Annotated in this window: 12 protein-coding genes and 1 pseudogene; 4 read left to right on the top strand and 9 right to left on the bottom strand. The window is 58.9% G+C overall.

Annotated elements, in window-relative coordinates; translation table 11 throughout:
- Window positions 1-38: 38 nt before the first annotated feature.
- The 9 genes from HMPREF1024_RS14725 to HMPREF1024_RS14765 all read right to left on the bottom strand — a co-directional run bounded on the left by HMPREF1024_RS14725 (window position 39) and on the right by HMPREF1024_RS14765 (window position 7,616).
- On the bottom strand, window positions 39-893 hold the full coding sequence (locus HMPREF1024_RS14725) for a metal ABC transporter permease (RefSeq protein WP_009308490.1): 855 nt from the start codon (window positions 891-893) through the stop codon (window positions 39-41).
- Window positions 887-1,735 (bottom strand): iron/manganese ABC transporter permease subunit SitC, encoded by an 849-nt coding sequence (sitC, locus tag HMPREF1024_RS14730; RefSeq protein ID WP_009308489.1) that lies wholly within the window; start codon window positions 1,733-1,735, stop codon window positions 887-889. Before sitC ends, HMPREF1024_RS14725 begins: the two co-directional genes overlap by 7 nt.
- Window positions 1,732-2,553: a manganese/iron ABC transporter ATP-binding protein gene (locus HMPREF1024_RS14735; RefSeq protein ID WP_009308488.1), complete on the bottom strand. Its 822-nt coding sequence runs from the start codon at window positions 2,551-2,553 to the stop codon at window positions 1,732-1,734. The genes sitC and HMPREF1024_RS14735 overlap by 4 nt, the downstream gene beginning before the upstream one ends.
- A complete protein-coding gene (locus HMPREF1024_RS14740) occupies window positions 2,550-3,467 on the bottom strand; it encodes a metal ABC transporter substrate-binding protein (protein WP_009308487.1) in 918 nt (305 codons plus the stop codon). The genes HMPREF1024_RS14735 and HMPREF1024_RS14740 overlap by 4 nt, the downstream gene beginning before the upstream one ends.
- 180 nt (window positions 3,468-3,647) lie before the next feature.
- Complete coding sequence (locus HMPREF1024_RS14745) at window positions 3,648-4,610, bottom strand: LacI family DNA-binding transcriptional regulator (RefSeq protein WP_009308486.1); 963 nt, start codon at window positions 4,608-4,610, stop codon at window positions 3,648-3,650.
- A gap of 56 nt (window positions 4,611-4,666) precedes the next feature.
- Complete coding sequence (locus HMPREF1024_RS14750) at window positions 4,667-5,581, bottom strand: ROK family protein (RefSeq protein ID WP_009308485.1); 915 nt, start codon at window positions 5,579-5,581, stop codon at window positions 4,667-4,669.
- Between the two features lie 50 nt (window positions 5,582-5,631).
- Complete coding sequence (locus HMPREF1024_RS14755; protein ID WP_002914983.1) at window positions 5,632-5,946, bottom strand: PTS lactose/cellobiose transporter subunit IIA; 315 nt, start codon at window positions 5,944-5,946, stop codon at window positions 5,632-5,634.
- A 23-nt stretch (window positions 5,947-5,969) separates the two neighbouring features.
- Complete coding sequence (locus HMPREF1024_RS14760; RefSeq protein WP_009308484.1) at window positions 5,970-7,292, bottom strand: PTS cellobiose transporter subunit IIC; 1,323 nt, start codon at window positions 7,290-7,292, stop codon at window positions 5,970-5,972.
- Window positions 7,293-7,301: 9 nt separating this feature from the next.
- Window positions 7,302-7,616 carry a PTS sugar transporter subunit IIB gene (locus HMPREF1024_RS14765; RefSeq protein ID WP_002914979.1) on the bottom strand — a complete coding sequence of 105 codons (315 nt, stop codon included), beginning with the start codon at window positions 7,614-7,616 and terminating at the stop codon, window positions 7,302-7,304.
- A gap of 177 nt (window positions 7,617-7,793) precedes the next feature.
- Here HMPREF1024_RS14765 and HMPREF1024_RS14770 point away from each other — a divergent pair, with 177 nt between their 5' ends.
- The 4 genes and pseudogenes from HMPREF1024_RS14770 (at window position 7,794) to HMPREF1024_RS14780 (ending at window position 14,273) form a co-directional block, all read left to right on the top strand.
- Window positions 7,794-9,065, top strand: a complete 1,272-nt coding sequence (locus tag HMPREF1024_RS14770) for a PTS sugar transporter subunit IIC (protein ID WP_004151052.1) — start codon at window positions 7,794-7,796, stop codon at window positions 9,063-9,065.
- 213 nt (window positions 9,066-9,278) lie between these two features.
- Window positions 9,279-10,616 (top strand): carbohydrate porin, encoded by a 1,338-nt coding sequence (locus HMPREF1024_RS14775; RefSeq protein WP_002914972.1) that lies wholly within the window; start codon window positions 9,279-9,281, stop codon window positions 10,614-10,616.
- Window positions 10,617-10,628: 12 nt separating this feature from the next.
- Window positions 10,629-12,822 (top strand): annotated as a pseudogene (locus tag HMPREF1024_RS0126425) (CBM35 domain-containing protein).
- 50 nt (window positions 12,823-12,872) lie between these two features.
- Window positions 12,873-14,273, top strand: coding sequence for a glycoside hydrolase family 1 protein (locus tag HMPREF1024_RS14780; protein WP_002914970.1), 1,401 nt, complete (start codon window positions 12,873-12,875; stop codon window positions 14,271-14,273).
- Window positions 14,274-14,306: the final 33 nt, after the last annotated feature.

The following is a 14,306-nucleotide window of genomic DNA, read 5'->3' as shown; positions in this document are numbered from 1 at the left end:
GGCGCGTAGCCGGGCGACAAGTCGGCCCCGGTAAGGCATTAGCCGCCACCGGGGATGATTGCTGAAGTTTTCTGTTTCTGGCTATCCCGAATTGTGCTTGCCACAAAGGCGACCACAAACAGCGCGGTAAACAGCACCACGATCGTCGGCGCCGGCGCGCTGTCGAGATAAAACGCCAGCCACACCCCTCCCGCCGAGCAGCCGATGGCCACCGCTACCGCCAGCAGCAGGGCGTGGATAAAGCGTCTCACCAGCAGAAGCGCGATCGCTCCGGGAGCAATCAGCAGCGAAATCGACAAAATAATCCCCACCGACTGCAGCGTCGCGACGATGGTCAGGGCGATCATGCACAGCAGGCCGTAGTGCAGCAGTCCGCCGCGCAGGCCGCTGGCTTTGGCCTGCGTCGGGTCAAAGGCGTGCAGCAAAAAATCGCGCCATTTAAGGCCGATAATCAGCGCAATCACCAGCGCGATAGCCGCCGTCTGACCAATATCGCGAAGGGATATCCCCAGCATATCGCCGAACAGGATATGGTCGAGATGCACATCGGACTGGATCGCCACGTACAGCACCAGCCCGCCGCCAAACATGCCGGAGAAGACAATTCCCATAATGGTATCGCGCTTAAGGCGGCTGTTATCGTCGAGAAAACCGGTCGTCACGGCGCACAACAGCCCGGCGATAAACGCGCCGATGGCGAAAGGAATGCCAAGGATGTAGGCCAGCACCACGCCCGGAAAGACCGCGTGGCTCATGGCGTCGCCCATTAGCGCCCAGCCTTTGAGCACCAGAAACACCGACAGTAGCGCGCAGGGCACGGCCACGATGATCGATACCGCTATCGCATTGACCATAAAAGGAAACTGGAACGGCGCCAGGAACAGATTCAGCATGCGGCCTCCCTGGCGCGACGGCGGTTGGCCAGCAGGCCGTGCTTCGGCGCGAAGATAAAGGTGATGAGGAACAACAGTGTTTGCGCGACCACGATAATGCCGCCGGTGGCGCCGTCGAGATAGTAACTGAGCCAGGCGCCGAAGAAACTGGTCAGACTGCCGATAGCCACGGCGATGGCCAGCAGGCGCGGAAAGCGGTCGGTTAACAGCCACGCGGTGGCCCCGGGAGTCACCACCAGGCAGATGACCAGAAACGCGCCGACGGTCTGCAGCGCCGCCACGGTGCAGGCGGCCAGCAGGGTAAAGAACAGCAGCTTCAGGCCGCGGGTGTTCAGGCCAATCGAGCGGGCGTGGTTTTCATCAAAGAAGGTCACCATCAGGTCTTTCCATTTCAGCAACAGGATCGCCATCGAGATAAAGCCGATCGCCGCCAGCTGGATAATATCCTCCGGGGCGATGGCCAGAATATTGCCGAGAATAATGGTCTGGATATTCACCGACGTCGGATTCAGCGACACCATAAACAGCCCGATCCCGAAGAAGGAGGAGAAGATCAGGCCGATAATGGCATCCTCTTTCAGCCGCGAGCGCTGCTGCAAAAACAGCATGCTGCCCGCCGCCAGACCGCCGGAGAGAAACGCGCCGAGCGCGAAAGGCAGGCCGAGCATATAGGCCCCGGCGACGCCAGGCACAATCGCGTGGGAGAGGGCGTCACCAATCAGCGACCAGCCTTTGAGCATCAGGTAGCAGGAGAGGAAGGCGCAGACGCCGCCCACCAGCGCCGACACCCACATCGCATTGAGCATATAGTGATAGCCAAACGGCTCCAGCAGCCAGCTCATTGCGGGCCTCCTGCCGCGCGCCGGCTGATAAACGGCCGTTCGTCATCGGTGATAATCTGCGCTTCCCCGCCGGTGAGCGCGACGTGGCGCAGCACGCCGCTGAAAGCCCGCTCCAGATTCTCGGCGGTGAAGGTGGTTTCCGTCGGGCCGCTGGCCAGCACGGTGCCTTTCACCATCACCGTATAATCACAAAATTCACTCACTGACCCGAGGTTATGGGTGGAGACCAGCATGGTACAACCCTCAGCGCGGAGTTCGCGCAGCAGGCTGATGATGCGCGCTTCGGTCTGCACATCGACGCCGGTGAAAGGCTCATCCAGCAGGATCACCTGACCCTGCTGAGCGATGGCGCGGGCAAGGAAAACGCGCTTTTTCTGCCCGCCTGAGAGCTCGCCAATTTGCCGATGGCGGTACTCGCTCATGCCCACGCGGGCCAGCGCGGCATCGACAATCTCGCGATCGCGCGGCTTTGCCCGCCGCAGCCAGCCCATATGGCCGTAGCGGCCCATCATCACCACATCCTCCACCAGCACCGGGAAGGACCAGTCCACCTCTTCCGACTGCGGGACATAGGCGACCAGGTTCTGGCGCAGCGCGCGATTGACCGGCTGGCCGAGTATGGCGATCTCGCCGTGGCCGACGCGCACAAAGCCCATCAGCGCTTTAAACAGTGTGGATTTACCCGAGCCGTTAACGCCTACCAGCGCGGCAATGGAGCCGCGCGGTACGCTGAAGGAGGCGTCGCGCAGGGCAGTGTGGCCGTTGCGCCAGGTGACGGTGAGCTGGTCGACATACAGACCCGCTTGCGCTGCATTCATGGCTGCTTCCTCATCCCGTCCTGGATACCGTTAACGATGGTTTCGGTGGTGACGCGCAGCAGGTCGAGCCAGGTCGGCACCGGACCGTCGGCGGCGCTCAGCGAATCGACATACAGCACGCCGCCGTAGTGGGCCCCGGCTTCGCGCGCCACCTGACGCGCCGGTTTATCGGAGATGGTGCTTTCGCTGAAGATGGTCGGGATGCGTTCTTTCTTCATGGTGTCGATAACCTTGCGCACCTGTTGCGGAGTGCCCTGCTGGTCGGCATTGATCGGCCACAGATACAGTTCGCGCAGACCATAGTCGCGGGCCAGATAGGAGAAGGCCCCCTCGCTGGTGACCAGCCAGCGCTTATCCGCCGGCAGTTGCGCCAGTCTGGCCTGCAGCGGCGCCATGGTCTGGCGGATCTTTTCTTTATAGGCCTCGGCGTTACGGCGATAGGTGTCGGCGTGAGGCGGATCGTATTTCACCAGCGCATCGCGAATATTATCGACATAGATCAGGGCGTTATCTGCCGACATCCAGGCATGGGGATTGGGCTTCCCGCTATAGGGTCCTGCGCTGATGCCCATCGGCTGGATCCCGTCGCTGACCACCACCTCCGGAACGCCCTGTAAGTGCTGATAGAAGCGGGCAAACCACCGTTCGAGATTAAGCCCATTGCTGAGGATTAGCTGCGCCCCCTGCGCGCGTTTGATATCGCCTGGCGTGGGCTGGTAATCGTGGATCTCTGCGCCCGGTTTGGTGATGGAGCTGACGTCGGCGGCATCGCCCGCCACGTTCTGCGCCATATCGGCGATAACCGTGAAGGTGGTGATAACCCTGAATTTCTCCTGCGCGGTGGCCGGCGCCGCGGCCAGCAGGGTCAGCGCGCTGGCCAGCAGCAATGATTTCAGCGGTGTCAGGTGCAGCATAGGATCCCTCGCAATGATGTGGTTAATTTCCCGGCATTTATAGCCATTGCTATGTTATATAGCACAAGCTATTTATAAATGAAAATAATTCTTATTTGCATGCGTGGGTAATAATGAGCCGGGAAACGAAAGCGACAAGAACGGGGAGATAAGGCTGGCCCGGCGCGAACCGGGCGGAGATCAGGCGATATCGGCGACCGACTGGCGCGGGATCAGGCGGCCAGCCAGCGAGCGGCCCTCGGCGGTGAAGGTTGGCCGGTCGTCAATCAGGCTGCGAATACGCTGAATACAGTTTTCCAGCAGCGCCTCCAGTGGCCAGGAGATGCAGGTCAGCGGCGGATAGAGCAGCGAGGCGAGGGGGGAATCCTCAAGGCTCAGCAGGGAGACCTCCTGCGGGACGGCGATGGTGAATTCGCGCAGCAGGCGCATCGCCTCGGCCGCATAGCGGTCGCGTTTAACGATAATGACCGAGTATTTACTGAAGCTGTTAATTAAGGTCAGCAGCGCCTGCTCGACGTCATCGTTGGCCGTCAGCACCAGCTGGCGGTTAAAAGGAATGGAGTAGTTCTGCAGGACGTTGCGGTAGCCTTCCAGCATCTGGCGGCTGGCATCGTCGCTGTCGCTGTCCACCAGCAGGGCGATGTTGCGGTGTCCCTTGCCAATCACATAGCGGCAGGCGCTTTCGGTGGCGAAGGCGAAGTCATAGCCCTGGCTGTTGCTCCCGGCGACGCCGAAGCGGTCGAAGGCGATAACGTTGCGCGGCGCGTCGGCGGCAACGACGCCCAGCACCACCACCGCCACGCACTGGCGCTGCAGATCGTCGATTACCGCCGCCTGCTCTACCGGGTCGCTGACGTACTGGACCAGCAGGCTTTTATTCAGCCCTTTCAGCGCCTGAGAGAGCAGCGGCAGCAGACGCGCGCCGTGGCTTTCGTCCTGCGCGGAAATCACCAGACCAACATGGCTGGATGTCTGACTGGCGAGGTTTTGCGCGGCAAAGCTCGGGCGATAGTTGAGTTCTTCAACGGCCCGCAGCACAGCTTCCCGGCTCTCTTCGCGCACGCCCCGGGTGCCGGTCAGCACGCGGGAAACCGTCGCTCTTGAGACATTCGCTAATCTTGAAACATCATCAATCGTTGGCATGGCTTTTTCTGTCTGGACATTTTCGCCTAGCTTAACATACCTGCTGAAAAAAGTGTCTACCGCCGCCCGTCCGCAGCGCTGGCCAGCCGGGGCAGCCAGGCCGCGCCGCGCACGCCGCTGGCGTCGCCGAAGCGGGCCGGTTTGATCTGCGTGCGACAGCTGTCGGAGAAGATCCACGGCACGATGGCGGCAGGCAGATCGCGATAGATCTGGCTGACGTTGGACAGACCGCCGCCCAGCACAATCACCTGCGGGTCGAGAATATTGATCACCGACGCCAGGCTGCGGGCAAAGGCGTCGATAAAATGGCGCCAGTGGGCCAGTGCGCGCGGATCGCCGTTTTGCGCCGCGGCGATAATGGCTTCCGCACGCGCCTGTTCCCCATAGCGGCGGGCGAAGCCGGTGCCGGAGAGAAAGCTTTCGATGCAGTTTGTTTTGCCGCAGTAGCAGGGCTGCGGCGGGCCATCGCGCTCAGGAGTATAGCCCGGCAGCGGATTATGCCCCCATTCACCGGCGATAGCGTTGGGGCCGCTGAGCAGCTGTTGATGAACGGCAATCCCGCCGCCGCAGCCGGTACCGATAATCACCCCGAAGACGGTGGTGGCCCCGGCGCCGGCGCCATCCACCGCCTCCGAAAGGGTGAAGCAGTCGGCATCGTTTGCCATCCACACCGGCTGGCCAAGCTGCTGCATGATATCCCGGCGCAGATCGTGGCCGTTGAGCACCAGGCAGTTGCAGTTTTTAATACGCTCACTTTGCGGATCGATAGCCCCGGGCAGGCCGAGCCCCAGGGTGAACGGCTGCGGGCTGACCGCACGCATATCGGCAATAAGGGTTAGCAGCTGACGCATAAAGGCGTCATAGCTCTCTTTGTGGGTCGGCCGGCGCAGACGCTGAACGCATTCGCCCGCCGGATCCAGCAGTACGGCTTCCATTTTGGTGCCGCCAATATCTATTCCAAGATGTAACATAGTGACCTCGGGGAATCAGACCCGGCCAGCGCGCCTGGCCGGGCAAGGCGCTAGGCGTGAAGCGGTTGCGCGCGGTAAATCGCTATCAGTTCGGCAATCAGCTCTTTCGCCAGAATGGAGGTCATCAGGTGATCCTGAGCATGGACCATCACCAGCGTCATTTTGGTTTTTCCCTCGCCTTCGTCAGCTTCGATAAGCTGGGTCTGCACAAGGTGCGCCTCGCGGGAATAGTGGGCCGCTTCCTGCATTTTGGCGTCGGCGGTGGCGAAATCACCCGCTTTGGCGGCGTGCAGCGCTTCGTAGCACAGGCTGCGTGACTGACCGGCGTTGATGATGATCCCCATCACCTGTTCTTCTAATTCCATGATTATCCTCTGAATCGTTAGCGTTAAGCGGTTTGCGCCGCGTTGTCAGCCTGGCCGACGGCGTTTTCACGCTCCTGGGCCAGCAGCTGTTTTTCGTAAGCTTTGAGAAATGGCAGGTACATCACCATGGCGGTGGCCATACAGATGAGGCACAGGATCACCGGGCTAAAGCTCCAGTTCGCCGCCCATGAGGCGCCGATGGGGGCCGGCGTTGTCCACGGCGTCATCGACACTACGCGGCTGACCAGGTCCAGCTTCAGCGCAAAGTACGCCAGGGTCGCGTTGACCATCGGCACCAGCACGAACGGCAGGAAAAACAGCGGGTTCATGATGATCGGCGCGCCGAACAGAATCGGTTCGTTAATATTGAAGACCCCAGGCACGACCCCCATCCGGCCGATCGTCCGCAGATGCACGGCCTTGCTGCGCAACAGCATCAGCGCCAGCGGCAGGGTGGATCCGACGCCGCCGATCAGCAGATAGTGATCCCAGAAGCCCTGCACATAAATGTGCGGGATAGCAGTACCTGCCGCCATTGCCGCCTGATTGACCGACAGGTTGGCCATCCAGAACGGGTTCATGATCCCGGTGACGATCAGCGCGCCGTGGATCCCGGCGAACCACAGCACCTGACAGACCAGCACTGACAGCAGGATCGCCGGCAGCGTATCGGAAGCCGCGACCAGCGGCTTCACCAGCGACATGATCGCTTCCGGAATGATCATCCCCAGCTGGGCTTCGATAAACAGGTTCAGCGGATGCAGCGTCAGAATGATCGCCAGCACCGGGATCAGGATTTCAAACGAGCGCGCCACCCCGGCAGGCACTTCCGGCGGCAGGCGAATGGTGATGTTATGCCGTTTGAGGAAGGCGTACAGCTCGGTGGAATAGATGGCCACCAGAATGGCGGTAAAGATCCCCTGACCGGAGAAGTAGGCAGTAGAGATCTGGCCATCTTTCAGCGGCGCGGCTACCAGCAGAAACGACATCAGCGACAGCATCCCGGCGGTCAGCGAGTCCAGATGATGGTGTTTGGCGAGGCTGGCGGCGATCCCGACGGCGATAAACAGGGTCATCACCCCCATGCTGAAGTTGAACGGCAGCATCAGCGCATCGCGATGATCGAGCGAAAATTGCAGCCAGGCGCGGGCGAATCCCCAGGTGGTGTCGGGTGAGAAGGGGGGAAAGATAAACACCAGCAAAAACGAGCCGACGATCATAAAGGGCAGGGCAGTGATAAAGCCATCGCGGATCGAGGTGACATATTTTTGCTGGCCGATCGCGCCGGCCATAGGCGTGATCTGCCGTTCGATCACGTAGATCAGTTTAGCGTACAGAGAGCTCATGATCTTTCCTTAGTTCTTGTTTTCGATAAGGGAAAGGGCGAAATCAAGGACCGCGGCGCCTTTTTGCATGCCGTAGTCCATCATATTGATGGGTTCGACGCGGATACCGTATTTATCCGCCTGTTTTTGCAGGTCCTGCTGCATGTATTTCACCTGCGGCCCCAGCAGCACCACCTGATAATGGCCGACCTGTTCGGCAAACTCCGCTACGCCATAGGCGTTGATCTCTACCGGCAGGCCCCGCTGTTCGGCTTCCGCAATCATTTTTTTCATCAGCAGGCTGGTGGACATGCCTGCCGAACAACACAACATAATTTTTTTCATAATTACCGCTCCTGATGAGGTTGGATGAGCGGACTATAGTCAAAATGGATGCATTACGGAAAGCGCTTTCCGTTTGTGGATTTATTAATTGTGACCATGATCACCTATGGCAGGCTTTCACTTTCCGGTGTTGTGGGCGATCATCCCGGCGAGACAACCATTCGCAAAGGTAGGAGTATGAACATTCAGTTAATGAATGTGGCCGTGGACATCATCGAGCAGCGGCTGGCGCCGCTGGCGAACGTTCTGACGCGCAACAACCACATTACGGCGATGCGCGATAGCTTTGCGCTGGCTATGCCCTTTGTGATTGTTGGCAGCCTGTTAGTTCCCATTTTGTTTCCGCCCGTTTCCATCGACGGCGCCTCGCGTTTCGGCCAGGTCTATTTGCTGCTGCGGCCTATCCTGCTGCCGACCTTTCAGCTAACTATTGGCCTGGTGGCGCTGATTGTCGCCTTCGGCGCCAGCGCCAGTCTCGCCAAGCAGTACCGTCTGCCGGAACGGCTCTGCGGTTTAACCGGGTGTCTGGCTTTTCTGCTGTTTATCGGCTTTCGCGAGACTGCGGTGAGCAATGTTTATCTCGGCGGTATGGGGATATTTACCGCCCTGATATCCAGCACCTATTCCATTGAGATAATTCGCTTTTTCTACAAAAAAGGCTGGTGCATTCGCTTGCCTGATGAAGTGCCGCTGATGACCCGCAATGGCTTTCAACTGCTGATCCCGCTGCTGGTGGTGATGCTGTCGATAAGCGTGATGAATGCCATACTGCTGCAGACCACCGGACGCATCGTACCGGAGTTGATCAGCGAAGCGGTGCGGCCGCTGGTGCTGGCGTCTGACACGCTGATGGCGGTACTTATCTCTTTATTTATCTGTAACTTACTCTGGTTTATCGGTATCCACGGCGCGCTGATCATCACCGGGATCATGAACCCCTTCTGGATGACCTATTTGTTTGAAAATCAGCAGGCGCTGGCGGCGGGTTCGCCAACGCTGCCGCATATTTATCTGCAGGGGTTCTGGGATTTTTACCTGCTGATCGGCGGTATTGGCTCCACTTTGCCGCTGGTGCTGATGGCGATGCGCAGCCGCTCGCGGCAGCTGAAAAGCGTGGCCAAGATTGGCCTGCTGCCGTCGCTGTTTAATATCAACGAGCCAATACTGTTTGGTTTTCCGGTGATCATGAACCCGGTTTTTTTACTGCCGTTTCTCTTTGTTCCGCTGATAAATGCCTGTATCGCATGGTATTTAACTCAGCTGGGTATCCTCGACCGCGCGGTGGCGATGCTGCCATGGTCGATGCCTTCCCCGCTGGGGGCAGCATGGTCGGCGAACGGCAGCTGGAAAAATTTGTGCATGAGCCTGTTCGCGATGTTTAACGCCTGGATGCTCTATCGCCCCTTCTTCAAAGTGTACGAACGTCAGCTCGCGGAAACCGAACGCTGATCCTCTCGCCGTCGGCGGCTTATCCTCCGGCGGCATTCTTGTAATTTTATGCGATCAGTCTCACGAATATATTCGCCGCAGAGCTAATTTTGTGAACCAGATAGGCAATTATGGAAAGCGCTTTCCGTAAGTGGATGTACATTTCCGTTTTTGATCCGTAAATTTCCCCTCCGTTATCGGTTCGTGTTAACAAACATAACGTGGGAAAAAATAATGATAAAGCTGAAACACTCAATACCTCTGGCTCTCCTCTCGCTGGCAGGGGCCAGCAGCCCGGCCTGCGCCGATCCGAAGTATGATTTTGCGCTGCATGGCTATATCCGCTCCGGGATCCTGGCGAACTCCGATGGCAACCGCGCGGACTCCGTCGGCCTGATGCCAGACGGTAAGTGGCGACTGGGCAACGAAGAAGACACCAAGATCGAACTGATCCCCACCGTGACGCTGACGGCGGACAGCGGCGTGGTGGCGAAAGTGCAGGCCAACCTCACTCACCAGTCGAAATGCACCTCCGACTGGAACTGTCAGGATGACGATGGCCATGACGTACAGTTTCGTGAAGGGTTCGCCGAGCTGAGCAATCTGGATTTTGCGCCGGAGATGACCTTCTGGGCCGGTAAGCGCTACAGCAGCTCCAACACCTCCAGCCATCAGTTCGACTGGGAGTACATTCAGTACAACGGCACCGGCGGCGGCTTCGATAACATGGATCTCGGCTTCGCCCGCTTCGACGCCGGGGTGTACGCCTTTTCACCCACCGATGAAACCAAAGCCTACCCGGTGGATAAGGGAGATCAGGGCTACCCGGATGACTATTCCCTCAACCTGTGGCTGAAAAAGATCGCGGGGACAGGCTTCGATCTGGAGCTGATCGGCCACCACATGAACCGTAACGAAAACCATCCGACTTCCGCCGAGAAGGGCTATGGCGTGACCGGTATTTATAACTTTGACGGCTTCTATGGTCTGACCGGAGGATACTCCCGCCTCGCATTGCAGTACGGGAAAGGGCTGGCGGCGGGTGACTCGCTGGGTAAAAACGGCTGGGGCTGGGCCAACCTGGAAAACACCCAGTCCTGGCGAGTGGTGCTGGATAGCGTGGCCTCGATGGGCGATCTGGAGATCTCGACCTTCGCTTTCTGGCAGAAAGATAAAAACTACCGCTGGTGGACAGAAGATGAAAATGGCTGGGGACGCTCGATGTGGGTCGCTGGTATCCGCCCTTATCATCAGATCACCCGCAACTTTGCCATGCAGTACGAGCTGGGCTACGAATACCTGGATGACAAAAACTACAAAGGAGTAAACGGCAAAGGCAAAGGCGGCCTGACCAAAGTCACCGTTGCGCCAACGCTGACCTTTGACTCCGGTTTCTGGGCGCGTCCGCAGCTGCGCTTCTTCGTCACCTACGCGAAGTGGGATAAAGGTGTCTCCGATGCATTAGACGGTAACTACAACTGGGATACCAATACCATCACCGCCGGCGGGTATTCCCGCAGTGGCTCTACCGACACCGTTAACTTCGGCGTACAGGCCGAGGTCTGGTTCTAAGGAGAGACAACGATGAAGCCGATGAAAAACCTGCTGCTGATGGGGCTGCTGTCCGCGCTGGGGGCCGGCGGGGCGCTGGCCGCCGAGCGCTCGCACTTTACGCACTTTATCACTCGCGACGGCGCCACCCTCAAGGACGGCGACAAGGTGTTTCGTTTCGCCGGGATCCACGCGCCGGAGCTACACCGCATTGAAGACGACGCCCGCGGCCCCTGCAGGGCAGATCCGCGCGGCTGGGGGCAATACTTTAAATGGCCAACGGCCCAGGAGCAGCAAAACTGGATCCAGGCGATGGTGCAAACCTGGGCGAAAGCCCAGCGCGTCTACGTGCTGTCGGTGCAGCAGGAATTTGATAAGGCCTGCGGGCGTGAGACCCATATTCTGGCGCCGGAAACGGCGGACGGCATGCCGCGGCTGAATGAGAAAGCCATGCGGGTGTATGACAACATGATTGCCGAAGCGGATAAACAGGGATTGCGTCTGATCCTGCCGTTTATCGACCACTGGTGGTGGTGGGGCGGGCGCGAGCAGCTTGCGGCGTTCTATCATGAAAAAGCGGAAGACTTTTATCGGACCGATAGCAAGACCTTCAAAGCCTATCTGGATGTGATCCGCCAGGTCATCACCCGGACAAATACCGTCACCGGCCGCGCCTATTATGATGAAAAGGCGATCATGGCCTGGGAAACCGGTAACGAGCTGGAGGATACCAACGCCGATTTCCTGCATCAGACCGCGGCGTGGATTAAAAAAATGGGCCCCTCATCAGCTGGTGGTGGATGGTACCTATAAGAAAATCAATTCCTTTGCGCTGACCGACCCCAATGTGGATATCGTCAGCAATCACTATTACACCAATGCCGATAATAACCATCCCGGGCAGGTGACGCAGGATCTGCGCGCCGTCGGCGGGCAAAAAGTCTATCTCGTCGGCGAGTTTGGCCTGCTGCCGGCGGATCAACTGAACGCCATTATGCAGTCAATTGTTCACAGCGAGGTCAACGGGGCGCAAGCCGCCGGCGGGCTTATCTGGGGCTTCCGCGGCCATCGTCACGACGGCGGCTTCTACTGGCATAAGGAGTCGACCGGGCACTACAGCTACCACCTGCCGGGGTTTGCCAAAGAAGGCGAAGCGAACCAGGAGCAGGCGGTGGTCGATCTGGTGCGCACCGCCGCGGCGCAGATGGCCGGGCAGCAGACGATGGCACCGCTGCCGAAGCCGGACGCGCCTTTGCTGCGCGAAACCACCTCGCCCTTCGCGATCAACTGGATGGGCGCTGCGGTAGGACGCAGCTACGATGTCGAACGCGCCGCCTCACCGACCGGGCCGTGGACGGTGGTGGGCCGGGATATCTCCGATGGCGTTAACGAATGGAATCCGGAAACCATGGTTCTGTTCCGCGACGATTATCGTCAGCTTCAGCTCGGGCACACGTATTACTACCGGGTGACGGCGAAAAACGAGAGTGGTCGTTCGGCCCCTTCCAATGTGATTAGCGTGCAGCATAGCGAGGAGAATCAGCCACCGGTTGTCACGCTGGAACCGGCCCTAACCACCACGCAGGACCAGGGCGTCGAGCTTACGGCCAGCTGGCAGGACGATGGCCTGCCGTCGCGAGAGGTTAAGGTGGGCTGGCAGCACGCCGGCGATGGCCAGGTGCATTTCTGCCATGCCGATCGGGCTCAAACCCGGGCCTGGTTTACGACGCCAGGTACCTATGCGCTGACGTTCACGGCGGACGATGGGCTGTTGAAAAGCAGCAAAACCGTGACCGTGACGGTGGGCGAGGCGGCGGGGAAAGCGCCAGCGGATTTCTGTCGTTATCACGGCGAAGTTTATGGCGTGGCTGAGGGGCGGCTGACGGTGATGAAGAGTGATAAAGACGCGCTGACAGTTGGCGAGGACGGCTTCCTCGGCCCATTTGCCAACGAGGGGGATAAGGTCAGCTGGCAGGTGCAGGCGCCGTGGAGCGGTCAGTTCCTGCTCAATGTAACCTTCAACGGCAAATGGGGCGGTAAGCAGAACTCATTTGTCGTCAACGGGGGCGCTCCGCAGACCGTGGCCTTCCCGCAGACGGATGAGCAGGGCCAGCAGCTGCGGATACCGGTGACGCTTAAAGCCGGGACTAATCAGATTGACTTCGGCCGCTTCGCCGGCGACTGGGGCTATATGTTCATTAAATCGATCGAAGTGGTCGCTGAGTAGTACGTTCAGGCTGCGCCAGACGGGCGCAGCCTTTTTTCGAAGGAGAGGTTATGCAGCAGTATCAGTTTCCGCAAGGGTTCCTGTGGGGGGCGGCGGCGTCCGGCCCGCAAACGGAAGGGGTCACCAATAAGCGCCATCGTTCCATCTGGGACAGTTGGTTTGCCGAACAGCCGGAGCGATTTTATCAGCAGGTAGGGCCGCAGACCGTGTGTGATACTTATCATCAGTATCCGCAGGACGTAGCGCTGATGAAACAGACCGGCTTCAACTCATTTCGTACCTCGATACAGTGGTCACGACTGATCGCTGATTTGGAAACCGGCGCGCCGGACCCGGACGCGGTGCGTTTTTATCACGCCTATCTGGATGAGATGATCGCTAACGGCATTGAGCCGATGATCAATCTCTACCACTTTGATATGCCGGAAGCGCTGCAGAAACAGTACGGCGGCTTTGAATCGGCGCACGTAGCCGAGCTGTTTGCCCGCTTTGCCCGCACCGCCTTTAGCCTGTTTGGCCATAAGGTTAAATACTGGATAACCTTCAACGAGCCGATTGTGCCGGTTGAGGGAGGCTACCTGTACGACTTCCACTATCCATGTAAGAAAGATGGCCGGCTGGCGGCGCAGGTGGCGTTTAACATTATGCTGGCGCACGCCAAAGCGGTAACGGCTTATCGTGAACTGGCGCTGGCGGGCGAGATCGGCGTGGTGCTCAACCTGACCCCGAGCTATACCCTCACCGACAGCGACGCGGATAAAAAAGCCGCCGGGTATGCCGACCTGTTTTTTAACCGCAGCTTCCTTGACCCGCTGGTAAAACATGAATTCCCCAAAGCGCTGTGCGAGATCCTTGCCGCCCACGACTGCCTGCCGACGACCAGCAAAGACGACGCGGCGTTGATCCTCAGCGCGGATATCGATTTTCTTGGGGTAAACTATTACGTGCCGCGGCGGGTAAAAGCGCGTGAGAGCGAATATGACCTCGATTATTTCACCCCGGAATACTATTTCGAAAACGCGGTGAACCCGCAGGGCCGCTTTAACCCTTATCGTGATAACAACGAGATCCTGCCGCAGGCGATCTATGACATTGCCGCCAATATTCGCGATAACTACGGCAATATTAAGTGGTATCTCGCGGAAATCGGCATCGCGATGGATCGACAATCAGAGGGCGAGCCCGGGGCGGACGGGGTGATAGACGATACTTTCCGCATCCAGCTGATGGAGGAGCATCTGGTGCAGCTGCATCGGGCGATAGCCGACGGCGCGAACTGCTTTGGCGTGCACCAGTGGACGTTTATCGACAACTGGTCGTGGATCAATGCCTTCAAACGGCGCTACGGCTTCTGGCGACTGGATCTGGAGACCGGCGAGCGACAGATAAAACGCAATGCGCTGTGGTTTGCCGAACTGGCGACCAGCAACGGTTTTACCAGCGATAAATAGCGCGCTGCGCCAGCGCTCCCTCTCACCGGCGCG

Source organism: Klebsiella sp. 4_1_44FAA (assembly GCF_000238715.1).
GTDB lineage: Bacteria > Pseudomonadota > Gammaproteobacteria > Enterobacterales > Enterobacteriaceae > Klebsiella > Klebsiella pneumoniae.
The sequence above is the reverse complement of the archived record's forward strand: the minus strand, read 5'-3'. Positions and strand labels throughout refer to the sequence as shown.

Coding starts and splice junctions, on each gene's coding strand:
- HMPREF1024_RS14770 (WP_004151052.1), top strand. CDS start 7,794: ATGAACATTCAGTTAATGAATGTGGCCGTGGACATCATCGAGCAGCGG.
- HMPREF1024_RS14775 (WP_002914972.1), top strand. CDS start 9,279: ATGATAAAGCTGAAACACTCAATACCTCTGGCTCTCCTCTCGCTGGCA.
- HMPREF1024_RS14740 (WP_009308487.1), bottom strand. CDS start 3,467: ATGCTGCACCTGACACCGCTGAAATCATTGCTGCTGGCCAGCGCGCTG.
- HMPREF1024_RS14780 (WP_002914970.1), top strand. CDS start 12,873: ATGCAGCAGTATCAGTTTCCGCAAGGGTTCCTGTGGGGGGCGGCGGCG.
- HMPREF1024_RS14760 (WP_009308484.1), bottom strand. CDS start 7,292: ATGAGCTCTCTGTACGCTAAACTGATCTACGTGATCGAACGGCAGATC.
- HMPREF1024_RS14735 (WP_009308488.1), bottom strand. CDS start 2,553: ATGAATGCAGCGCAAGCGGGTCTGTATGTCGACCAGCTCACCGTCACC.
- HMPREF1024_RS14725 (WP_009308490.1), bottom strand. CDS start 893: ATGCTGAATCTGTTCCTGGCGCCGTTCCAGTTTCCTTTTATGGTCAAT.
- HMPREF1024_RS14745 (WP_009308486.1), bottom strand. CDS start 4,610: ATGCCAACGATTGATGATGTTTCAAGATTAGCGAATGTCTCAAGAGCG.
- HMPREF1024_RS14750 (WP_009308485.1), bottom strand. CDS start 5,581: ATGTTACATCTTGGAATAGATATTGGCGGCACCAAAATGGAAGCCGTA.
- HMPREF1024_RS14765 (WP_002914979.1), bottom strand. CDS start 7,616: ATGAAAAAAATTATGTTGTGTTGTTCGGCAGGCATGTCCACCAGCCTG.
- HMPREF1024_RS14755 (WP_002914983.1), bottom strand. CDS start 5,946: ATGGAATTAGAAGAACAGGTGATGGGGATCATCATCAACGCCGGTCAG.
- sitC (WP_009308489.1), bottom strand. CDS start 1,735: ATGAGCTGGCTGCTGGAGCCGTTTGGCTATCACTATATGCTCAATGCG.